At 73.5% G+C, this 20,142-nt stretch carries 19 protein-coding genes; 5 read left to right on the top strand and 14 right to left on the bottom strand.

Translation table 11 applies throughout. From position 1 onward, the window contains the following. Positions 1–109: 109 nt before the first annotated feature. Both ACFW6A_RS13980 and ACFW6A_RS13975 read left to right on the top strand, forming a co-directional pair. On the top strand, positions 110–1,057 hold the full coding sequence (locus ACFW6A_RS13980; protein WP_386640688.1) for a 5'-3' exonuclease H3TH domain-containing protein: 948 nt from the start codon (positions 110–112) through the stop codon (positions 1,055–1,057). Positions 1,058–1,199: 142 nt separating this feature from the next. Beyond that, positions 1,200–2,048 (top strand): siderophore-interacting protein, encoded by an 849-nt coding sequence (locus ACFW6A_RS13975; protein WP_386640685.1) that lies wholly within the window; start codon positions 1,200–1,202, stop codon positions 2,046–2,048. Positions 2,049–2,188: 140 nt separating this feature from the next. On the opposite strand, the gene ACFW6A_RS13970 is transcribed toward ACFW6A_RS13975, so the two are convergent. Continuing rightward, positions 2,189–2,884, bottom strand: coding sequence for a MerR family transcriptional regulator (locus ACFW6A_RS13970; RefSeq protein ID WP_386487417.1), 696 nt, complete (start codon positions 2,882–2,884; stop codon positions 2,189–2,191). 216 nt (positions 2,885–3,100) lie between these two features. Between ACFW6A_RS13970 and ACFW6A_RS13965 the strand changes: the two genes are divergently transcribed. Beyond that, complete coding sequence (locus tag ACFW6A_RS13965) at positions 3,101–4,000, top strand: hypothetical protein (RefSeq protein ID WP_386640823.1); 900 nt, start codon at positions 3,101–3,103, stop codon at positions 3,998–4,000. A gap of 67 nt (positions 4,001–4,067) precedes the next feature. Then, complete coding sequence (locus tag ACFW6A_RS13960; protein WP_386482569.1) at positions 4,068–5,003, top strand: ADP-ribosylglycohydrolase family protein; 936 nt, start codon at positions 4,068–4,070, stop codon at positions 5,001–5,003. A 22-nt stretch (positions 5,004–5,025) separates the two neighbouring features. Here ACFW6A_RS13960 and ACFW6A_RS13955 read toward each other — a convergent pair whose 3' ends face one another. The 13 genes from ACFW6A_RS13955 to ACFW6A_RS13895 form a co-directional block, all read right to left on the bottom strand. Next, positions 5,026–6,414, bottom strand: a complete 1,389-nt coding sequence (locus ACFW6A_RS13955; RefSeq protein WP_351856404.1) for a cytochrome P450 — start codon at positions 6,412–6,414, stop codon at positions 5,026–5,028. A 192-nt stretch (positions 6,415–6,606) separates the two neighbouring features. Further along, entirely contained in the window at positions 6,607–9,435 is a 2,829-nt protein-coding gene (locus ACFW6A_RS13950; protein ID WP_351856406.1) for a DEAD/DEAH box helicase, read from the bottom strand. A gap of 44 nt (positions 9,436–9,479) precedes the next feature. Further along, positions 9,480–10,400, bottom strand: a complete 921-nt coding sequence (locus ACFW6A_RS13945) for a diacylglycerol kinase (protein ID WP_386482564.1) — start codon at positions 10,398–10,400, stop codon at positions 9,480–9,482. Positions 10,401–10,483: 83 nt separating this feature from the next. After that, positions 10,484–11,395: a twin-arginine translocase subunit TatC gene (gene tatC, locus ACFW6A_RS13940; RefSeq protein ID WP_351856427.1), complete on the bottom strand. Its 912-nt coding sequence runs from the start codon at positions 11,393–11,395 to the stop codon at positions 10,484–10,486. A 130-nt stretch (positions 11,396–11,525) separates the two neighbouring features. After that, on the bottom strand, positions 11,526–11,816 hold the full coding sequence (tatA, locus tag ACFW6A_RS13935; protein ID WP_351856410.1) for a Sec-independent protein translocase subunit TatA: 291 nt from the start codon (positions 11,814–11,816) through the stop codon (positions 11,526–11,528). A gap of 187 nt (positions 11,817–12,003) precedes the next feature. Further along, entirely contained in the window at positions 12,004–12,201 is a 198-nt protein-coding gene (locus ACFW6A_RS13930; protein ID WP_351856412.1) for a hypothetical protein, read from the bottom strand. A gap of 35 nt (positions 12,202–12,236) precedes the next feature. Then, entirely contained in the window at positions 12,237–12,482 is a 246-nt protein-coding gene (locus ACFW6A_RS13925; RefSeq protein ID WP_374190401.1) for a hypothetical protein, read from the bottom strand. 157 nt (positions 12,483–12,639) lie between these two features. Next, positions 12,640–13,593, bottom strand: a complete 954-nt coding sequence (locus ACFW6A_RS13920) for a WYL domain-containing protein (protein ID WP_351856414.1) — start codon at positions 13,591–13,593, stop codon at positions 12,640–12,642. Positions 13,594–13,609: 16 nt separating this feature from the next. Beyond that, positions 13,610–14,566: a WYL domain-containing protein gene (locus tag ACFW6A_RS13915; RefSeq protein ID WP_351856416.1), complete on the bottom strand. Its 957-nt coding sequence runs from the start codon at positions 14,564–14,566 to the stop codon at positions 13,610–13,612. 128 nt (positions 14,567–14,694) lie between these two features. Continuing rightward, on the bottom strand, positions 14,695–15,075 hold the full coding sequence (locus ACFW6A_RS13910; protein WP_351856418.1) for an FKBP-type peptidyl-prolyl cis-trans isomerase: 381 nt from the start codon (positions 15,073–15,075) through the stop codon (positions 14,695–14,697). A gap of 96 nt (positions 15,076–15,171) precedes the next feature. Then, positions 15,172–16,110, bottom strand: coding sequence for an FKBP-type peptidyl-prolyl cis-trans isomerase (locus ACFW6A_RS13905; RefSeq protein ID WP_351856420.1), 939 nt, complete (start codon positions 16,108–16,110; stop codon positions 15,172–15,174). A 118-nt stretch (positions 16,111–16,228) separates the two neighbouring features. Next, the gene (gene pafA / locus ACFW6A_RS13900; protein WP_031013984.1) at positions 16,229–17,590 is read right to left on the bottom strand and encodes a Pup--protein ligase; all 1,362 of its coding nucleotides are present in this window, start codon (positions 17,588–17,590) and stop codon (positions 16,229–16,231) included. 69 nt (positions 17,591–17,659) lie between these two features. Continuing rightward, on the bottom strand, positions 17,660–18,931 hold the full coding sequence (locus ACFW6A_RS13895) for an MFS transporter (protein WP_386640681.1): 1,272 nt from the start codon (positions 18,929–18,931) through the stop codon (positions 17,660–17,662). Positions 18,932–19,075: 144 nt separating this feature from the next. On the opposite strand from ACFW6A_RS13895, the gene ACFW6A_RS13890 reads away from it, so the two are divergent. Continuing rightward, positions 19,076–20,095, top strand: a complete 1,020-nt coding sequence (locus ACFW6A_RS13890) for a LacI family DNA-binding transcriptional regulator (protein WP_351856429.1) — start codon at positions 19,076–19,078, stop codon at positions 20,093–20,095. The last annotated feature ends 47 nt before the right edge of the window (positions 20,096–20,142 follow it).

The following is a 20,142-nucleotide window of genomic DNA, read 5'->3' as shown; positions in this document are numbered from 1 at the left end:
ACGGGCAGGGCATGACGGCGGGTTCCCGGGGGCGCCGGCGGCCGCGCCGCCGACGGGCTTCCGGGAGGTGCCGGGGACGCCGGGCCCGGCGCTGTCGGTGGGGTGCGGCATGATCGGGGGGGTGACGCGACGCCTGATGCTCCTGGACACCGCCAGCCTCTACTTCCGCGCGTACTTCGGCGTGCCGGACTCGGTCCGGGCCCCGGACGGCACACCGGTGAACGCCGTGCGCGGACTGCTCGACTTCATCGGCAGGCTGGTCCACGACCACCGGCCGGACGACCTCGTGGCCTGCTGGGACGCCGACTGGCGGCCGCAGTGGCGGGTGGACCTGATCCCCTCCTACAAGGCGCACCGGGTGGCCGCCGAGACGGAGACCGGACCGGACGAGGAGGAGATCCCGGACACGCTCTCCCCGCAGGTGCCGGTGATCGAGGACGTCCTCGCGGCGCTCGGCATCGCCCGGATCGGGGCGGCGGGGTACGAGGCGGACGACGTGATCGGCACGCTGACGGAGCGGGCGAAGGGCCCGGTGGACATCGTCACCGGCGACCGGGACCTCTTCCAGCTGGTCGACGACGAGCGGGCGGTCCGGGTGCTCTACCCGCGCAAGGGCGTCGGCGACTGCGACCTCGTGGACGACGAGCTGATCCGTACGAAGTACGGAGTGCGCCCCGGCCAGTACGCCGACTTCGCCGCCCTCCGCGGCGACGCCAGCGACGGCCTGCCCGGCGTGAAGGGCATCGGCGAGAAGACCGCCGCGCAGCTGATCACCGAGTACGGCGACCTGGCCGGCGTCCGGGCGGCCGCCGGGGACGCCACCTCCCGGCTGACCCCGGCCAAGCGGCGCGGGATCGTGGAGGCCGCGGACTACCTGGACGTGGCGCCGACGGTGGTCCGGGTCGCGCGGGACGTACCGCTCCCCGACTTCGACCCGGCGCTCCCGGCCGCCCCCCGCGACCCGGCGGCGCTGGACGCGCTGGCGGCCCGCTGGGGCCTCGGCGGGGCGGTGGGCCGTCTGCTGCCGGTGCTCGCGGGCGGCCGCGCCGGGGCGTGACCGCCCCGGGCACCGACTGACGCGCCCCGCCCGGGGATGCTAACTTAGGCATACCTAAGCCACAGCCGTGCCCGGGCCCCGGGCAGGCCGAGGCGCTGGTGTGCCTCATCGCATCACCCCCAGGCAGTCAGGAGAGTCCGCCGTGGCAGAGCAGCCGGCCCGCAAGGCCCCCAGGGCCACCGAAGCGCTCGTCGTGCGCACCGAGCGGATCACCCCGCACATGGTGCGGGTCGTCCTCGGCGGCCCCGGGCTGGACGGCTTCGCCGTCGGCGAGTTCACCGACCACTACGTGAAGCTGCTCTTCGCCCCCGAGGGCGTGACCTACCCCGAGCCCTTCGACATGGAGCGCATCCGGGCCGAGTACCCGCGCGAGCAGTGGCCGACCACCCGCACGTACACGGTGCGCGCCTGGGACCCGGTCCACCGCGAGCTGACCCTGGACTTCGTGGTCCACGGCGACGAGGGCCTGGCCGGCCCCTGGGCGGCCCGCGCCCGGGTCGGCGAGACGGTGCGGTTCCTCGGCCCCGGCGGCGGCTACGCCCCGGACCCGGCGGCGGACTGGCACCTCCTCGCCGGCGACGAGAGCGCGCTGCCGGCGATCGGGGTGGCCCTGGAGCGGCTGCCCGCGGGCGCGCTCGTGCACGCCTTCGTCGAGGTCGAGGACGCGGCCGACGAGCAGAAGTTCGCGACCGAGGCGGGCATCGAGGTGACCTGGCTGCACCGCGCCGGCCGCCCGGCCGGCGAGGCCCTGGTCGAGGCCGTGCGCGCACTGGACTTCCCGGCGGGCGACGTGCACGCCTTCGTCCACGGCGAGGCGGGCTTCGTGAAGGAGCTCCGCCGCCACCTGCGCGTGGAGCGCCAGGTGGCGCGGGAGCGCCTGTCCATCTCGGGCTACTGGCGCCTGGGCAAGACGGACGAGGCGTGGCGCGCGATCAAGCGCGAGTGGAACGAGCAGGTCGAGCAGGAGCAGGAGCCCCCGCAGGCCGCCTGACCGACGGGCAGCCGACGGGCAGCCGAGGGACAGGCAATTGACTGTCAGTCACCACCGACCGACAGAGATGCACAAGGAGGGGTGGGGGGGGGGGGGGGGGCGCCCCCCCCCCCCCCCCCCCCCCCCCGTCCGCCCCTCGACTACCCCTCCCCCTGCTCCCCCCTCTCCCCTTCCTCCCCCTTGCCGCCGAAGAGGCGGGCCGAGGCGTCGATCTGGGCGAGACGGCGGAGCGCGGAGAAGAGCGCGTCACCGAGCACCGTGCCGACGGCGACGCTCTCGACGAGCTCCTCACGGGCCACGTGGTGCGCCACGTACTCCAGGTCGGCCCGGGCGACCCGCTCCGCCGCGTCCGCGTAGTCGTCGAGGACCTCGGCGAACCGCTCGTGGCCGACGGATCCGAGCGCGGCGAGCGCGACGGCCAGCGCCTCGGCCGCCGGGCTGCCCGGGAAGCAGCGCCACTCCCGCTCGCGGATCAGCGCGCCGACCCGCTCGCGTGCCTCGACCAGCCCCCCGCCCTCCTCGCCGTCCTCGTCGTCACCCCCGGCGGGCTCGCCGCCGTAGCGGGGCACCATGCGTTCGGCCGCCTCTCCGAGCAGCGCGTGCACCGGCCTCTCGGGGTCGTCGACGGCGGCGATCACCTCGCCCACGGCCGCCACGGACAGCCCGCCGACGTCCATCAGGGCGCGGATCAGGCGCAGCCGCCGCACGTGCGTCTCGTCGTACGCGGCCTGGTTCGGACTCGTCAGCCGGCCGGCCGGGAGCAGTCCCTCCCGCACGTAGAACTTGATCGTGGGCACCGAGACCCCGGTCCTGCGGCTCAACTCACCGATGCGCACCGCGCGTTCACCTTTCCCTGGCACTCCCGGCCTTGCCGGACACCTCCCCATCATAGATAGTGGCACTATCAGATAGCGGCAAGCGCCACTATCCATATCAATCACGGGGGGATCCGTATGCCCACGCGCACACCCACGCCCGGCCCCACCTCCGACTCCACCTCCCCGCCCCCGAGCGGCCGTCTGCACCGGCCCCTCCTCTGGTTCGCCGCGGCGATGGCCGTCTTCGCGGTGATCAGCGCCGGCGGGATCCTCTGGGACGACCGGACCCTCGTCGGCGCCCCCATCTGGGCGAAGCCCTTCAAGTTCGCGGTCTCGTTCGTCGTCTACGCGCTCTCACTCGCCTGGATGCTGAGCCTCCTCCCGCGCGGCCGGCGGCTCGGCTGGTGGGCCGGCACCGTCGTCACGGCCGCCAGCGCCCTGGAGATGGCGCTGATCACCCTCCAGGTGATCCGCGGCAGGCAGAGCCACTTCAACCAGGAGACTCCTTTCGACGCCGCCGTCTTCCAGGCCATGGGCCTCACGGTGGTCGTCCTCTGGCTGGGCGCCCTCGCCATCGCCGTCCTCCTGCTGCGCGCCCGCTTCCTGGACCGCGCCACCGCCTGGGCGGTCCGCCTCTCCTCCCTCATCGCCCTCGCGGGCGCCGCCGTCGGCTTCCTGATGGTCCAGCCCACCCCCGACCAACTGGCCGCCACCGACCCGCCCGTCGTCGGCGCCCACAGCGTCGGCGTCCCCGACGGCGGCCCCTCCCTCCCCGTCACCGGCTGGGCGTCCACCGGCGGCGACCTGCGCGTCGCCCACTTCTTCGGCATGCACGCCCTCCAGCTCCTCCCCCTGCTCCTCCTCGCCCTGACCGCCCTGGCCCCCCGCTTCCCCCGCCTCGCCGACCCCCGGGTCCGCCTCCGCCTGACCCTCACCGCCGCGTCCGCCTACGCCGCCGCCTTCGCCCTCCTCACCTGGCAGGCCCTCCGGGGCCAACCCCTCCTCCACCCCGACACCGCCACCCTCACCACGGCAGCCCTCCTCCTCACCACCACCGCACTCGCCACCTTCCTCTCCCTCAAGGGGCCCTCCCCCTCCCCTTCCCCCTCCGCCCCCTCCCCCACCCACCCCTGACCCGCGACCACCGCAGCCTGCCTCTGGCCACCCCACCCCGCCCCACCCCGGCCCCTACCCTGACGCCATGACCTCCCCCGACCGCGCCACGGGCGCCGTCCTCGGCTCGGCCGTCGGCGACTCCCTGGGCGCACCCTTCGAGTTCGGCCTTCCCGGTGCGTTCCGCGCCCGATTCCCCGAGGGTGGCGGGGAGTTGTGCGGGGGCGGCGGCTGGGATCCGGGCGAGGCCACCGACGACACACAGATGGCGGTGCTCGTCGGGGAGTCGCTGCTCGAACGGGGCGGTCTCGACCTCCCCGACGTGTTCGACCGCTTCCGTCGCTGGGCGGCGGCCGAGCCCAAGGACATCGGGCTACTGACGGAGCGGGTGCTGCGGGGCGGCGACCCGTGGGACATGGCGGCCGCCCTGGACTTCCAGGTGGAGGGACGAGGCGCCGGCAACGGTTCGCTGATGCGGGCCTCCACGTCCGCCGTCCACTTCGCCACCGCGGGCCGGGCGGCCACGATGGACGCCGGCCGCCGGCTCGCCGCCCTCACCCACGGGGACCGGGCTGCGTGGGAGGGCACGGCGCTCCTGCACGAGCTGGTCCGCGTCGCCCTGCTCGGCGAGGACCCACTGGCCGCCCTGCCGGACGCCCTCGCGGAGGTGGCCCCTGATCATCGGGAACGCTGGGCCACCGTGCTGGACCCGGGCTGGCGACCTGAGGACGCCACGGAGTTCAACGGCGCGGTGTGGCCCTGCCTCGGCTCCGCGGTGTGGGCGCTGCGCACCACCGCCTCCTTCGAGGAGGCCCTGGCGGCCGCCGTCGATCTCGGCGGGGACACCGACACGGTGGCTGCTGTCACCGGCATGCCGGCCGGTGCCGTCCACGGCGCGGGGGCCATCCCCGACCGCTGGACGTCTGCGCTGCACGTCCCCCTCCCCGGCTTCGGCGACCGGGTTTTGCGCGCGGACGACCTCCGGGCGCCGGCACGCGCCCTGACCTCCGTGCCCGCCTCTTGACTCCGGCGGCGCGGTCACACCGTCATGACCGGCTCTCGCTCCCGCGCGCCCGCACCCGCGCCCGTACCTCGCGGTCCGGCTGGAGGGTGAGGCTCGGGACGGGGCGTATCTCCTCGGGCTCCACGTCCAGGTCGTAGCGGCGGGCGAGGACGGCGAGGACGAGGACCGCTTCGACGAGGGCGAAGCGGGTGCCGAGGCAGACGCGGGGGCCGCCGCCGAAGGGGTACCAGGCGTATTCGGGGATCTTCTCCGCCGGCCCGGCCTCGTCGTCGGCGAGCCAGCGCTCGGGGCGGAAGGCGTCGGCGTCGCCGTACCAGCGCGGGTCGCGGTGGGTGGCCCACTGGCTGGACCAGACGCGGGTGCCGGGCGGTATGGGCGTCCCGCCGAGAGTGGCGCCCTCCTTGGCGATGCCGGTGAGGAGCCAGATCGTCGGGTAGAGGCGGAGGGTCTCCTTGACGACGGCCTGGGTGTAAGTGAGCGAGGCGTAGTCGTCGTAGCCGGGCTCGTGGTCGGCGAGGACCCGGTCGAGTTCCTCGGTCAGCGTCCGGCGGACCTTCTCGTTGCGGGAGAGGAGGTACCAGGCCCAGACGAGGGTGGAGCTGGTGGTCTCGTGGCCGCCGATGTAGAGGGTGACCGTCTCGTCCCGGATCTCGCGGTCGGAGAGGTGGGCGCCGGTCTCGTCCCGGGCGGTGAGGAGCCGGCTGAGGAGGTCGGGGCGGTCCTCGCCGCCGTCGCGGTGGCGGGAGACGACGCGGGCCACCTCGGCGTCGATGACGGCGGTGGCCCGTTTGATGCGGGCCCGTCCAGGCGTCGGGACCCAGTCGGGCAGGAGGGCGCCGATGCCGCTGAGCTCCGCGCCGATCTCCTGTTGGGCGACGTCCATCGCCCGGCCGATCGCCTCGGCGTCGGCCGCCGTGTCCGCGCCGAAGATGGTGCGGACGGCGATGAGCTGGGTGAGGGCCGCCATCTCCTTCTTGATGTCGATCCGCCGGCCGTCGCACCAGCTGTCGGCCAGGGCGACGGCGCACTCGGCCATGGTGGCCGCGTAGGAGCGGACCTGCTTGGGGCGGACGGACGGCTGGACCAGGGAGCGCTTGCGGCGCCAGTCGCGGCCCTTGGCGACGACCACGCCGTTGCCGAGCAGGGTGCGGATGGCGATGCCCAGGTCGGGCTGGTCGAAGGTGTTCTCGACCTCGGTGAGCAGTTCCCCGATGTTCTCCGGGTGGGCGATGAAGAGGGCGGGGCTGGGGCCGAAGCGCCAGCGGACGACGTCGCCCCGCTCCCGCAGCCGCTCGAAGAAGGCGAGGGGGTCCTTCCCGAAGGCCGGGAGGTTGCCGAGGAGCGGCACTCCGCGCGGCCCCTCGGTGATGGTGATGGCGCTCCCCGCCTCGGCGCCGGCGTGCGTGGTCACGGACGTCCCCTCCCCCAACTCGCTTTCCCTGTGTGCGAGTCCATGCAAGCGGAAGGCTCCGGCACCGCGCCACCCCTGTGGACGACCACCTGTGGACAACCCGGCGGGGGCGACGCACCGTCTGACACGTTCGAGGGAAAAGGCCCGTGGTGTCCCCCACCACGGGCCTTCCCGGATCGACTTGACGGTACGTCAGCCCACCGAGCTGTACGCCACCACGCCCCGCAGGAGCGCGTCCACGGCCTTGCGCGCGTTCTTCGCGACGGTGCTGTTCTCCTTCGGCGCCGCGGCGGCGATCTGTCCGAGGACGTCGATGACCTGCTTGCACCAGCGGACGAAGTCACCGGCGGGCATCTCGGCCTCGCGCAGCACCTCGTCGAGGCTCTTGTCCGAGGCCCACTGGTAGGCGGCCCAGGCGAAGCCGAGGTCCGGCTCGCGCTGGCCGACGCCCTCCGCCTGGTTGATCTTGAACTCCTCCTCCAGGGCGTCGAGCCTGCCCCAGATGTGGACCATCTCGGCGAGCGCCGCCTTGGCCGCGCCGCCGGGCACCTTCGGGGCCACGGCGTCGTCGGCCTGTCGGGCCTCGTAGACGAGGGCGGAGACGCAGGCGGCGAGTTCGGCGGGGGCGAGCCCCTCCCAGACGCCCTCGCGGAGGCATTCGCTGGCGAGGAGGTCGAGCTCGCCGTAGAGCCGGGCGAGCCGCTTGCCGTTGTCGGTGACGTCGTCGCCGCGGAGGTAGTCGAGTTCGGTGAGGAGCGCGACGATCCGGTCGAAGGTGCGGGCGATGGTGTTCGTCCGGCCCTCGATGCGCCGCTCCAGCTGCTTGGTGTCGCGCTGGAGGCGGTGGTAGCGCTCGGCCCAGCGGGCGTGGTCCTCGCGCTCGTCGCAGCCGTGGCAGGGATGGGCGCGGATGGCCGTGCGCAGGCGGGCGATCTCGCGGTCGTCGGCGGCGCCGGAGCGCTGCCTGCGCTGCCGCTCGGGGTTGATGTGCCCGGCCTTGGAGCGCAGCGCGGAGGCGAGGTCGCGGCGGGACTGCGGGGAGCGGGGGTTGAAGGTCTTGGGGATGCGCATGCGCTCCAGGGCCTCCACCGGGACGGGGAAGTCGATGGAGGCGAGCCGCTTGACCTGACGCTCGGCGGTGAGGACGAGGGGCCGGGGCCCGTCGTGGTGCTCGAAGCCGCGGTGGCCGTTGGTGCGGCCGGCCGGGATGCCGGGGTCGAGGACGAGCGCGAGTCCGGCGAACTTGCCGGTGGGCACGTGGATGACGTCGCCGGGCTTCAGCTTCTCCAGGGAGGCCGCGGCCTGGGCGCGCCGCTGGGCGGCGCCCTGCTTGGCCAGCTCCGTCTCGCGGTCCTTGAGGTCGCGGCGGAGCAGCGCGTACTCCTCGAAGTCCCCGAGGTGGCAGGTCATGCCCTCGCGGTAGCCCGCCAGCCCCTCCTCGTTCCGCTGGACCTGGCGGGAGATGCCCACGACGGAGCGGTCCGCCTGGAACTGCGCGAAGGAGGTCTCCAGGAGTTCGCGGGAGCGGTGCCGGCCGAACTGCTCGACCAGGTTGACCGCCATGTTGTACGAGGGGCGGAAGCTGGAGCGCAGCGGGTAGGTGCGGGTGCCGGCGAGGCCGGCGAGGTGGTCCGGGTCCAGGCCGCGCTGCCAGAGGACGACGGCGTGGCCCTCGACGTCGATGCCGCGGCGGCCGGCGCGTCCGGTGAGCTGGGTGTACTCGCCGGGGGTGATGTCGGCGTGCTGCTCGCCGTTCCACTTGACGAGCTTCTCCAGGACGACCGACCGGGCCGGCATGTTGATGCCGAGGGCGAGCGTCTCGGTGGCGAAGACGGCCTTGACGAGGCCGCGGACGAAGAGCTCCTCCACGACCTCCTTGAAGGTGGGGAGCATGCCGGCGTGGTGGGCGGCGATGCCGCGCTCCAGCGCCTCCAGCCACTCGTAGTAGCCGAGGACGTGGAGGTCCTCGTCGGGGATGGCGGCGGTGCGGGCCTCGACGATCTCGCGGACGCGCCGGCGGCCCTCGTCGTCGTTGAGCCGGAGGCCGGCGTAGAGGCACTGCTGGACGGCGGCCTCGCAGCCGGCGCGGCTGAAGATGAAGGTGATGGCGGGGAGGAGGCCCTCGTTGTCGAGCCGCTCGATGACCTCGGGGCGGCCGGGGGTCCAGATGCGGGAGCGCTGGCGGCGCTCGCGCTCGCGGTCGGCCTCGCGGACCATCTTGCCGCGGCGCCGGTCGCGGGGGTTGTACGTCCGCTGGTTCTCGGTGCGGGCGAGGCGGAGGAGGTCGGGGTTGACCTCGCGGCGGGAGGCGCCGCGGCCGCCGTGGTCGGTCTCCTCCTCGAAGAGGTCGTACATCCGGCGGCCGGCGAGGACGTGCTGCCAGAGGGGCACGGGCCGGCTCTCGGAGACGATGACCTCGGTGTCGCCGCGGACCGTGTCGAGCCAGTCGCCGAACTCCTCGGCGTTGGACACGGTGGCGGAGAGGGAGACCAGGGTGACCGACTCGGGGAGGTGGATGATCACTTCCTCCCAGACGGCGCCGCGGAAGCGGTCGGAGAGGTAGTGGACCTCGTCCATGACCACGTAGCCGAGGCCGGAGAGGGCCTGCGATCCCGCGTAGAGCATGTTGCGGAGGACTTCGGTGGTCATGACGACGATCGGGGCGTCGCCGTTGACGCTGTTGTCGCCGGTGAGCAGGCCGACCTTGTCGGGGCCGTATCGCTTGACGAGGTCGGCGTACTTCTGGTTCGACAGCGCCTTGATGGGCGTCGTGTAGAAGCACTTGCGGCCCTGGGTGAGGGCGAGGTGGACGGCGAACTCGCCGACGATGGTCTTGCCGGAGCCCGTGGGGGCGGCGACGAGCACGCCCTTGCCCGCTTCGAGAGCCTGGCACGCCTCGATCTGGAAGGGGTCCAGACCGAACTCGTACATCTCTCGGAAGGGGGCCAGCGCGGTGGCCTGATCTGCGTTGCGCGCGCGTGCGGCCGCGTACGCCTCGGCGGGAGTGAGGTCCTCTGTCATCTTGTCTTCGAGCCTACCCGCCCCCTCCGACAGTGACGCGATCTTTACGAAGGGGACGGCTCCGGGGCGGGGGCCAGGACCCGGAGGGCCCCGGGAACGCACTCGGCGGTCAGCGGCAGCGGTCCGAGCGGCTCGCCGTCCGCGTAGCCGGTGGTGGCGGGGGCGTCGAGGGTGACCGAGCGGACGCGGTACGTGGTGACGGCGGGGTGGTCGAGGTGGGTGCCCCGGTAGACGCGGGGGAAGACCTTGAGGAGGGTGGCGCGGCCGACGGCGCCGACGACGGTGACGTCGAGGAGGCCGTCGTCGGTGCGGGCGCCGGCGCAGATCCGCATGCCGCCGCCGTAGGAGGTGCCGTTGCCGACGGCGACGAGGGTGGCGTCGGTCTCGACGGTCAGCCCGTCGAGGACGAGCCGGTAGGGGACGGCGCGGAAGGCGGCGAGTTCGGCGAGGATCGCGAGGTCGTACTTGAAGCGGCCGGCGGGGAGCCGCATCCGGTTGCCGCGGTCGTTGACGCGGGAGTCGAAGCCGGAGGCGAGGACGGTGCCGTACCAGCGGGGTCCGGCCGGGGTGGCGACGCGCCCGAGGTCGGCGGTGCGGGCGGCGCCGTCGCGCAGCAGGGCGGCGGTGAGGCGGGCTGCGGCGGCCGGGGCCCGGACCGGCAGGCCGAGGGAGCGGGCGAAGTCGTTGCCGGTGCCGACGGCGACGACGCCGAGCGGGGTGGTGGTGCCGGCGACGGCCTGGAGGGCGAGGGAGACCATGCCGTCGCCGCCGACGGCGACGAGGGCGCCGGTGCCGTCGGCGACGGCCTCGCGGGCGCGGCGCAGGGCGTCGGCGGCGTCGAGGCCGAGGACGGTGCGGACGGAGTGGCCGGCGGCGCGCAGGGCGTCCGCGGCGGGCCGGGCGGCGTGGGCGCCGCGGCCGCGGCCGGCGGTGGGATTGACGAAGAGCGTGATGTCGCTGGACATGGCGGGGTCCCCCCGGACGGAGTCTGGGGGGACCCTACAAGATCGGCCCGCCGCCGTGACCGCCGGTGCGGCGGTCGCCGGGGTCAGGTGATGTCGTCGTAGCCGCCCGCGCGGTGGGCGCGGGCTCCGTCGGTGTCGCCGCCGGCCTGCTCGGGCAGGGCGCGGGCGGCGGGGACGGGGTCGAGGGCGCCGACGGGCTCGGGGGTGTGGTCGAGCACCGAGGCCTCGTCGTCGGAGAGCTGGGCGTCGGGGTTGGAGCGGGCCCTCCGCTTGTCGTTGAGGATCGAGAAGCCGACCGCGAGGAAGTACAGGACGATGATCGGTCCGGCGAGGGCGATCATGCCGACCGGGTCGGTGGAGGGGGTGGCGACGGCGCCGAAGACGAAGGTGCACATCACCATGGCGCGCCACCAGCCGGCCATCCGCTTGCCGGTGACCACGCCGGTGAGGTTGAGCATGATCAGCAGCAGCGGGAGCTCGAAGGCGAGGCCGAAGACGAGCACCATCCTGGTGGTGAAGTCCAGGAGGTCGTCGAGGGAGAGGAAGTTCGAGGCGACGTCGGGCGTGATGCTGATGAGGACGCGCACGCTGACGGGCATGATGAGGAACGCCGTGTAGGCGCCGGCCGCGAAGAGCGGGACGGCGATGGCGGCGAACCAGTAGGTGTACTTCTTCTCGCTCTTGTGGAGGCCGGGCGCGACGAAGGCCCAGAGCTGGTAGAGCCAGACCGGGCTGGAGGCGATGAGACCGGCCAGCATGACCACCTTCACCGTGGAGGTGAACGGGGAGAGCATGGTCTGGTAGGCGATGATGACGCAGCGTCCGCCCGTGTTGTCGGACACGGACGTGCCCGGGGGGCACTTCGGTACGGGGGACGACAGAAGGTCCATCAGCTGCTGGCTGAAGAACGCGGCCACCACGGAGGCGACGACGACCGCCAGCATCGCCTTCGCGAGGCGATTGCGCAGCTCACGGAGGTGATCTGCGAGAGGCATCCGCCCCTCGGGATCCTTCTCCTTCTTCATGCGGGCAGACTTGGGCAACCCACGTCCTCATCTCGTGCGGGCAGGCCGCTGGGCGGCGTACGTGCGGGGGCGAACGGTTCAGCGGCCGGCGCGGGCCGGGTCAGCGCTGGGTGGAGTCCGACGCCTCGGTCACGGGGCGGCCGCCGGTGACGTCGCCGGGGGCGGCCTTGATGGTGCGCTGGGCGGCGGGGGCGGCCTGATCGGCCGGCGCCTCCGCGGGAGCGGCGGCGGTCTCCTGGCCCTCCGCCTTCATGGCCTTGGCCTCGCTCTTCAGGATGCGGGCCGACTTGCCGAGGGAGCGGGCCATCTCCGGGAGCTTCTTGGCGCCGAAGAGGAGCACGACGACCAGCAGGATGAGGCTGATCTCAAGGGGACCGATCTGACGGAACATGGCTGTGGTCTCTCTTCTCACCGAGGCGGCATGGGTGCGTGCCCGGCCGGTCGGACATGCGTCCGGCCACCGCGCTGTCTGCGATCGTAACCCGCAGGAGTAAACGTCGGGCAATGCCCGTGCGTACTCGCGATTGCGTCCGGGGGCCTCTGATCAGGCCGCTTCGACGCGGCGCGGGACGCGTGACTCAGGGCAGGGAGCGGCCGGTTCGGGCCAGTCCGGTCGCGGCGGTCTCCAGCTCCTCGGCGGCGCGCTGGATCCGCTGTGTGGTGACTTCCACTTGGCGGCCGAGGCGCCGGACCTCCAGGAAGACCTTGACGGCGAGGCCGCCGAGGACGGCGAGGCCGAGGAAGCCGAGGGCGATCGCGAGCATGGGCCAGAACATGTGCCGAGCCTAGCCCTTGGGGCGTGGCGGGCCGGTCAGGCGGTGGTGTGGAGGCGGAGGGTGCGGACGCCGCCGCCGGTGAGGAGTTCGACGATGCGTTCGCCGGCGGGCTTGCGGACGGCGCTGCCGCACTCGGGGCAGGTGAAGGAGTAGAAGGTGGTGCGGCGGCTGGCCCCGATGGCCAGCCGCAGGGCGCCGGCGGCGAGCTCGAAGCGGCAGCGGCAGTCGGGGCAGGCGGCCTTGAAGAGGACCGGGGCCACCGATGCCGACAGTTCGGACATGACGGACATTTCCCTCAACTCTCTCTGCCTCGACGACTCTGCCTCGACGACTCGTTCCACCACGGCGGCGCTCCCCGCCGCGCCCGCCCCCTCCGCCCCGACGACCGGTGGCCGGTGACCGCCGCGGAACGTGGCACCGGCCGCGTACGGGAACCGCTCACACGCCCTCGTACGCGGCGAGCGCGGCGGTCGCGGCCGCCCGGGCGCTGTCGGCGAGACCGTCCGGGGAGACGATCCGGCCGTCGCTGCCGAGCCGGAGCGCCAGCCGCTTCAGCGAGGCCGGGTCCGGGGTGCGCAGGGTGATCCGCAGCCCGCCGTCGGGCAGCTCGTCGGCCCGGTCGTGCGGGTAGTACTCGGCGACCCAGCGGCCGCCGGGACCGACCTCGACCACCACCTCGGGGTCGTCGGCCGAGGGCTGGACCAGCCCCTCGGAGAGGTCGCGCAGCTCCAGCTCCGGCGGCGCGGCGGCCTCCTCCAGGATCCGGATCTCCGCCACCCGGTCCAGCCGGAAGGTGCGGCGGTCCTCCGAGAGGCGGCACCACGCCTCCATGTAGGTGTGGCCGACGGCGAAGAGGCGGATGGGGTCGACCTCGCGCTCGGTGAGCTCGTCCCGAGCCGGCGAGTAGTAGCGCAGCCAGAGCCGCTTGCGCTCGGAGATGGCCCGGTCGACCTCGGCGAAGACGCCGCCCTCGGACTCGAAGGTGACCGAGAGGCGGGCGCTGGCACCGGCGGCCTCGCCGGCGGCGGCCTCCAGCTTGGCGGTGGCGCGGACCAGCGCGTCCCGGTCACCCTCGCGGAGCCCCGGCAGGGTGGCGACGGCGCGGGCGGCGACGAGCAGCGCGGTGGCCTCGTCGGCGGCGAGCCGGAGCGGCTCGGCGACGTCGTCCGGGTTGTGCCACCAGATCCGGTCGCCGTCGGTGTCGATGTCGAGGAGGTCGCCGCCCCGGAAGCTGGTGCCGCACATGGGCAGCACGTCCAGGTCGGAGATCAGCTCGTCCTCGGTGATGCCGAAGGCGCGGGCCACGTCGGCGACGTGGGCGCCGGGGCGCTCGCGGAGGTAGGTGACGAGGGAGAGCATCCGCCTCGTCTGGTCGATCGCGTTGGCAGCCATGCGGTTCGTCTCCCCCTCAGCCCTTGGCGACGGCGCGCAGCCGCTCCACCACGTCGGCCCGCAGGTCGGCCGGTTCCAGTACGACGACGTCGGGGCCGAACTCGACGAGCCAGGCGTCGAGGCCGTGCCCGTACGGGATCTCCAGCTCGTCCCAGCCGTCGGCGCCCTCGCTCGTCTCGGTGGCGCGGGCCCGCAGCGGGTAGCCGCAGCCGGCCCGCAGCCGGATCCGGGCGGTACGGGTGGCGGTCTCGCCGGCCCAGCTCTCCACGGTCTCGCGGACGGTGACGGCGTCGGGCACGGGCGCGGTGAAGGCGCCGGCCCGGGAGCGGACCTTGCCGGTGATGCGGGAGAGGCGGAAGACGCGCTCGGCGCCGCGGTCGCGGTCCCAGCCGGCCAGGTACCAGTGGCCGCGCCAGCACTCCAGCGTCCAGGGCTCGACCTGGCGGGGCTCGGGGCGGGCGGCGTTGGCCTTGCGGTACTCGAAGGAGACGGGGCGCCGGTCGCGGCAGGCCAGCATCAGCGGCTCGAAGGCGGTCTCGTGGACCGGGATGCGGGGTTCGAGGGCGCTGGGCTGGATCTCGTACGTGTCCTCGGCCTCGGGCATGCCGGCGGCGCGGAGCTTCTGGAGGGCGCCGCTGGCGGCTCCGGCGAGGCGGGCCTGCTGCCAGACCCGGGCGGCGAGGCCGAGCGCGGCGGCCTCCTCGGCGTCCAGGGTGATGGGCGGGAGGCGGTTGGAGTCGCGGCGGGCGAGGTAGCCGGTCTCGCCGTCGAGGTTCTCGACGGTCTCGATGACCAGGCCGAGCTCGCGGAGGTCGTCCTTGTCCCGCTCGAACATGCGGTTGAAGGCCTCGTCACCGCTGGCCTCCAGGTACGCCTCGATGGAGCCGCGCAGTTCCCGCTTGCTGAGGGCGCGGCGCGTCCCGAGCAGGCACAGCGCGAGATTCATGAGCCGCTCGGCCTTGGCAATCGCCATGGACGCCTTGCACCCTCTTCCCCGGTTCCGTTCTCGGACGTCCGACCGTACCGCCCCGGGGTCTCCGGACAAAAGCCGAGGGCCCCCGCCGGGGAGGCGGGGGCCCTCGGTGCGGTGCGAGGGGCGGGTCAGCCCTTCTTCACGGAGACCAGGTCGCAGACGAAGATCAGCGTCTCGCCGGGGCCGATCTTGCCGCCGGCGCCGCGGTCGCCGTAGGCGAGATGCGCGGGGATGACCAGCTGGCGGCGGCCGCCGACCTTCATGCCCTGGACGCCGCGGTCCCAGCCGGCGATGACCATGCCGGCGCCGAGCGGGAACTCCAGCGGGGTGCCGCGGTTCCAGGAGGCGTCGAACTCCTCGCCGGAGTCGAAGGAGACACCGACGTAGTGGACGTTGACCGTGTCCCCGGCGGCGGCGACCTCGCCGTCGCCCTCCCAGATGTCCTTGATCTCCAGGTCGGCCGGCGGCTCGCCGCCCGGGAAGTCGACCTCGGGCTTCTCGATGCTCACTGCAGTGTGCTCCTCATACGGGTGGAACCGCGCGGACGATGGCCCGCGCGACCCGGCCAACCTATCGCGCGGCGGGCCGGGGCGCGCGGGGACCGGTTACTGCTTGGCCAGGATGTCCACGGTGAAGACGAGGGTCGAGTTGGCCGGGATGGGGCCCTGGGCCTTGTCGCCGTAGCCGTCGGCCGGCGGGACGACGAGCAGCACGCGGCTGCCGACCTTCTTGCCCTCCAGGCCCTTGGTCCAGCCCGGGATGACGCCGGCGAGCTGGAAGGTGGCCGGGGCTCCCCGGTCGTAGGAGCTGTCGAACTTCTTTCCGTCCTTCCAGAGCACGCCCTGGTACTGGACGGTCAGGGTGTCGGTGCCCTTGACGGCCTCGCCCTTGCCCTCGATGACGTAGTTGGAGACCAGCGCCTTCGGCGCGTCGGTCTTCGGCACGGTCAGCGAGGGGGCCTTGCCGTCGGTGTTGGTGCCGACCTTGGGCAGGTCCTTGTTCTCCTGGGCGACGACGGTGCCCTCGGCGGACTTCGGGACGGTGGTCGCCTTCAGGATGTCGACGACGAAGACCAGGGTGGCGCCGCCCTTGATGCTGGGCGGGGAGCCCTGCTCGCCGTAGCCGAGCTCCGGCGGGATGCCGATCTCGACGCGGCTGCCGACCTTCTGGCCCTTCAGACCCTGGTCCCAGCCCTTGATGACCTGGCCGGCGCCGAGGGTGAGGGTGAACGGCTCGCCCCGGTCGAAGCTGTTGTCGAAGGGGGTCGTGGAGTCCCAGGTCTGACCGAGGTAGTTGACCTGGAGGGCGTCGCCGTCCTTGGTCGCCGGGCCGTCGCCCTCGCTGATGACGTTGACCTTGAGCTCCTTCGGCGGGTCGCCCTCGCCCTTCGCGAGGGTCGGCTTCTCGCCGAACTTCGCGCCCGCGGTGATGGCGGGAAGCCCGTTGGTCATCGAGGCGTTATCGGAGCCCTTGGTGTCGCTGCCGCAGGCCGCTGTCGTGAGCAGCAGCAGCGGGACGACGAGAAGGCCGGCAATTCGGCGCACGTGTTCCTCAGATCTCAGACGGCACAGTAGTGGTCCGGACACTCTAGGGGACCCGCCCGTGACGTCCAGGGCCCCGCGCGCGCCGCGCGCGGGGCCCCGACCTGCTCCTGTGATCGTCCTACATACCGGCGATCAGCTTCTCCACCCGGTCGTCGACCGAGCGGAACGGGTCCTTGCACAGGACCGTGCGCTGCGCCTGGTCGTTGAGCTTCAGGTGCACCCAGTCGACGGTGAAGTCCCGGCGCTGCTCCTGGGCGCGGCGGATGAAGTCGCCGCGGAGCCGGGCCCGGGTGGTCTGCGGGGGCACGGACTTGCCCTCGAAGATCTTCACGTCGTTGCAGATCCGTGCCGCCTGCCCGTTCTTCTGGAGCAGGTAGTACAGCCCGCGGCGGCGGTGGATGTCGTGGTAGGCGAGGTCTATCTGCGCGACCCGCGGGTTCGACATGGTCATGTTGTGCTTGGCGCGGTACCGCTCGATGAGCTTGTACTTCATCACCCAGTCGATCTCCGTCTGGATGCGGTCCAGCTCCTCCTGCTCGATCGCGTCGAGCGTGCGGCCCCACAGTTCGAGCACCTGGGCGACCGTGCCGGAGCGGATGCCGCGCCGGTCGACGAAGTCGGACGCCTTCTCGAAGTACTCGCGCTGCACCTCCAGGGCGGAGGCCTCGCGGCCGCTGGCCAGCCGCACCTTGCGCTGGCCGGTGATGTCGTGGCTGACCTCGCGGATGGCCCGGATCGGGTTCTCCAGGGTCAGGTCGCGCATCACCGTGCCGGCCTCGATCATGCGCAGCACGAGGTCGGTGGCGCCGACCTTGAGCAGCATGGTCGTCTCCGACATGTTGGAGTCGCCGACGATGACGTGGAGCCTGCGGTAGCGCTCGGCGTCGGCGTGCGGCTCGTCCCGGGTGTTGATGATGGGCCGGGAGCGGGTGGTGGCGGAGCTGACGCCCTCCCAGATGTGCTCGGCGCGCTGGGAGACGCAGTAGACGGCGCCGCGCGGGGTCTGGAGGACCTTGCCCGCGCCGCAGATCAGCTGACGGGTGACCAGGAACGGGATGAGGATGTCCGCGAGACGGGAGAACTCGCCGTGGCGGGCGACGAGATAGTTCTCGTGGCAGCCGTAGGAGTTTCCGGCGGAGTCGGTGTTGTTCTTGAAGAGGTAGACGTCGCCCGCGATTCCCTCCTCGTGCAGGCGGCGTTCGGCGTCCACGAGAAGACCTTCGAGAATGCGCTCGCCTGCCTTGTCGTGGGTGACGAGTTCGATCACGTCGTCGCATTCCGGTGTGGCGTATTCCGGATGCGAACCCACGTCGAGGTACAGGCGGGCGCCGTTCCGCAGGAAGACATTGCTGCTGCGGCCCCATGACACGACTCGGCGGAAGAGGTACCGCGCCACTTCGTCAGGAGACAGTCGGCGCTGTCCCCTGAACGTGCACGTGACGCCGTACTCGTTCTCCAGCCCGAAAATGCGGCGGTCCATGTCTGAACATTACGCCTGACGGCCTGTGCTGAAACCGGGTTGGACGTTCCCGTTTCGATCATTTTCCGATCAGAGGGCGTTCTTTTCGGTGTGCGGGGCGGTGACAGCGCCCCCGCTCACGGCGTGTCGCGTCCGGCGCCCGGGCGCGTCGGGGTCGCTCAGGACCCGCCCCGTGGCGAGCAGCACCAGGAGGGCGACCGCGCCGCCGACGCCGGCCACGGCGAATCCGGCGACCGTCCCGGCGAGTTCGACGGCGGGTCCGGCGGCGGCCGAACCCAGGGCGGCGCCGACGCCGAAGGTGGTGACCAGCCAGGAGAAGGCCTCGGTGACGGTGCCGGCCGGAGCGTGCCGGTCCACCACGATGAACGCGCAGGCCAGCACGGGCGCGAGGAAGACGCCGGCGAGGGCGGAGAGGCCGGCCATGGCGACCGGGCCGGGGGTGAGCGTCAGCGGCAGGTAGCAGAGCGCGAGGAGGGCCACCAGCACGCGCAGCCGCCGCTCGGGCGCGCCGGCCCACTGCCGGGCGCCGTAGAGGACGCCGCCGAGGAGCGCGCCGAGCCCGAGGGCGGCCATCAGCCAGCCGTAGACGGACGGGGCGCCGCGGTCGTCGGCGTAGGCGACGGCGGCCACCGTGATCGAGCCGAGGGCGAGGCCGACGAAGAAGAACGAGCCGAGCAGGGCGAGCAGCCCGGGCGAGCGCAGCGCGCCGAGCCAGTGGGCCTCGCGGGGCGCGGAGCGCCAGGCCCTGGAGGGCTCGGAGAGGACCACGGAGAGGGCTCCGAGGACGCCGATGAGGTTGATGACCAGGAGGGCGGCGGCGGGCGACCACAGGGCGACGAGGAGGGTCACCAGGAGCGGGCCGACGGTGAACATGACCTCCTGGGCGACCGCGTCGAGGGCGTACGCCCGGTGGATCCGGTCCTCCCGGCCCAGGACGCTCGGCCACAGGGCCCGCAGCCCGCCCTCCAGGGGCGGGGTGAAGAGCCCGGCGACCACGACGGCGGCGTAGGCCAGCGGGAGGGTGCCGATGCCGGCGAGGGCGAAGAGGGCCATGCCGAGGGCGGAGAGGACGGCGGCGGGCAGCTGGACGCGCGGCTGGCCCTTGAGGTCGACGGCCCGGCCGAGGAGCGGCTGGCCGACGGCGTTGGCGAGGCCGTACGCGGCGACGAGGCCGCCCGCCAGGGTGTAGCTCCCGCCCTGGTCGCGGACGAAGAGGGTCATGGCGACGGGGCCGGTGCCGTTGGGCAGCCGGCCGACCAGGGTGCCGGTGAGCAGGCGGAGCGCGTGCGGTGCCCGCAGGATGTCGCGGTAGCCGCCGTGTGCCGTGGCCTCGGTGGCCATGCGGGTCTCCCCTCCGTCGGCTCCCGCCGAGGTTTTACGTATAACTTCCGTCGTCATACGTACCATGGCGCCGTGACGCGGGTCCACTCCGCGCCCCACCCGACCGACCGGTTCCCCACCCACAGCGCCCGACACGGAGGCCCCGTGCAGACCCCCGAACCCCTGGGTGCCACCCGTCCGACCAGCAGGGACGTGGCCCGGGCAGCGGGCGTCTCGCAGGCCACCGTCTCGCTCGTCCTCGGCGGGAAGTGGCGCGGCCGGGTCTCGGAGCGCACCGCAGGCACCGTCCGGGAGGCCGCCCGCGAGCTCGGCTACCGGCCCAACCTCGCGGCACGGAACCTGCGCCTCGGCCGCACCCGCACCGCCCTGCTCGTCGTCCCCGCGCTCACCAACGAGTTCTTCGCCCACGTGTACACCGGCGCGGCGGCGGTCGCCGCCGACCACGGCTTCGGCGTCGTGCTCTACCCCTCCCCCGACGGCGTGGGACCGGCCCGCGACCCCTTCGCCTCCGCCCAGGCGGCCCTGGACGGGGTGCTGGCCTCCTCGATGGCCACCGCCGCCCTGGACGCCTTCCGGGGCGGCGACCTGCCGCTCGTCATGCTCGACAGCGACCCGGCGGAACCCGGCGCGGCCGCCCACGTCAACCTCGACGTCGCCCAGGGCATGCGGCTCGTCACCGCCCATCTGCTCGCCCTCGGCCACCGCCGCTTCCTGCACCTGGCGTCCGCGGCCCCCTCCTGGACCTTCGACGTCCGGGCCGCCGCGCTCGGCGAGGCGCTGCGCGGGGCGGAGGTCCGCACCGTGCGGTCGCCGCTGACCGTCGCGGCCGCGCGGGAGGCCGCCGGGGCGGCCCTCGCCGCGCCCGGGCCCCGCCCCACGGCGGTGGTCTGCGACGACGACATCCTCGCGGCCGGGGTCTGCAAGGCGGCCCGGCGGCTCGGCCTGCGGGTGCCGGAGGACCTGTCGGTCACCGGCTTCGACGACATGGCGCTCGCGACGGCGGTCGAGCCGGAGCTCACCACGGTCCGGCTGCCCGCCGAGGAGTTCGGCCGACGGGGCATGGAGGCGCTGCTCGCCGTCCTGGCGGGCGAACCGGCCCGCTCCGACGTCCTGCCCGCCGAGCTGGTCGCGCGGGGCTCCACGGGCCCGGCACCGGCCCTCTGAGCCCCGGAACGCGCGGAGGGGCCCGGTCCACCAGGACCGGGCCCCTC

The sequence above is a fragment of the Streptomyces sp. NPDC058758 genome, from assembly GCF_042746075.1.
Lineage (GTDB): Bacteria > Actinomycetota > Actinomycetes > Streptomycetales > Streptomycetaceae > Streptomyces.
The sequence above is the reverse complement of the archived record's forward strand: the minus strand, read 5'-3'. Positions and strand labels throughout refer to the sequence as shown.

What these genes read in the sequence shown, in the direction of transcription:
- pafA (WP_031013984.1), bottom strand. Translation starts at nt 17,590, where the DNA reads ATGGACCGCCGCATTTTCGGGCTGGAGAACGAGTACGGCGTCACGTGC.
- ACFW6A_RS13960 (WP_386482569.1), top strand. Translation starts at nt 4,068, where the DNA reads ATGACCTCCCCCGACCGCGCCACGGGCGCCGTCCTCGGCTCGGCCGTC.
- ACFW6A_RS13915 (WP_351856416.1), bottom strand. Translation starts at nt 14,566, where the DNA reads ATGGCGATTGCCAAGGCCGAGCGGCTCATGAATCTCGCGCTGTGCCTG.
- ACFW6A_RS13895 (WP_386640681.1), bottom strand. Translation starts at nt 18,931, where the DNA reads ATGGCCACCGAGGCCACGGCACACGGCGGCTACCGCGACATCCTGCGG.
- ACFW6A_RS13945 (WP_386482564.1), bottom strand. Translation starts at nt 10,400, where the DNA reads ATGTCCAGCGACATCACGCTCTTCGTCAATCCCACCGCCGGCCGCGGC.
- ACFW6A_RS13980 (WP_386640688.1), top strand. Translation starts at nt 110, where the DNA reads ATGATCGGGGGGGTGACGCGACGCCTGATGCTCCTGGACACCGCCAGC.
- ACFW6A_RS13920 (WP_351856414.1), bottom strand. Translation starts at nt 13,593, where the DNA reads ATGGCTGCCAACGCGATCGACCAGACGAGGCGGATGCTCTCCCTCGTC.
- tatC (WP_351856427.1), bottom strand. Translation starts at nt 11,395, where the DNA reads ATGCCTCTCGCAGATCACCTCCGTGAGCTGCGCAATCGCCTCGCGAAG.
- ACFW6A_RS13930 (WP_351856412.1), bottom strand. Translation starts at nt 12,201, where the DNA reads ATGTTCTGGCCCATGCTCGCGATCGCCCTCGGCTTCCTCGGCCTCGCC.
- ACFW6A_RS13965 (WP_386640823.1), top strand. Translation starts at nt 3,101, where the DNA reads ATGGCCGTCTTCGCGGTGATCAGCGCCGGCGGGATCCTCTGGGACGAC.
- tatA (WP_351856410.1), bottom strand. Translation starts at nt 11,816, where the DNA reads ATGTTCCGTCAGATCGGTCCCCTTGAGATCAGCCTCATCCTGCTGGTC.
- ACFW6A_RS13950 (WP_351856406.1), bottom strand. Translation starts at nt 9,435, where the DNA reads ATGACAGAGGACCTCACTCCCGCCGAGGCGTACGCGGCCGCACGCGCG.
- ACFW6A_RS13925 (WP_374190401.1), bottom strand. Translation starts at nt 12,482, where the DNA reads ATGTCCGAACTGTCGGCATCGGTGGCCCCGGTCCTCTTCAAGGCCGCC.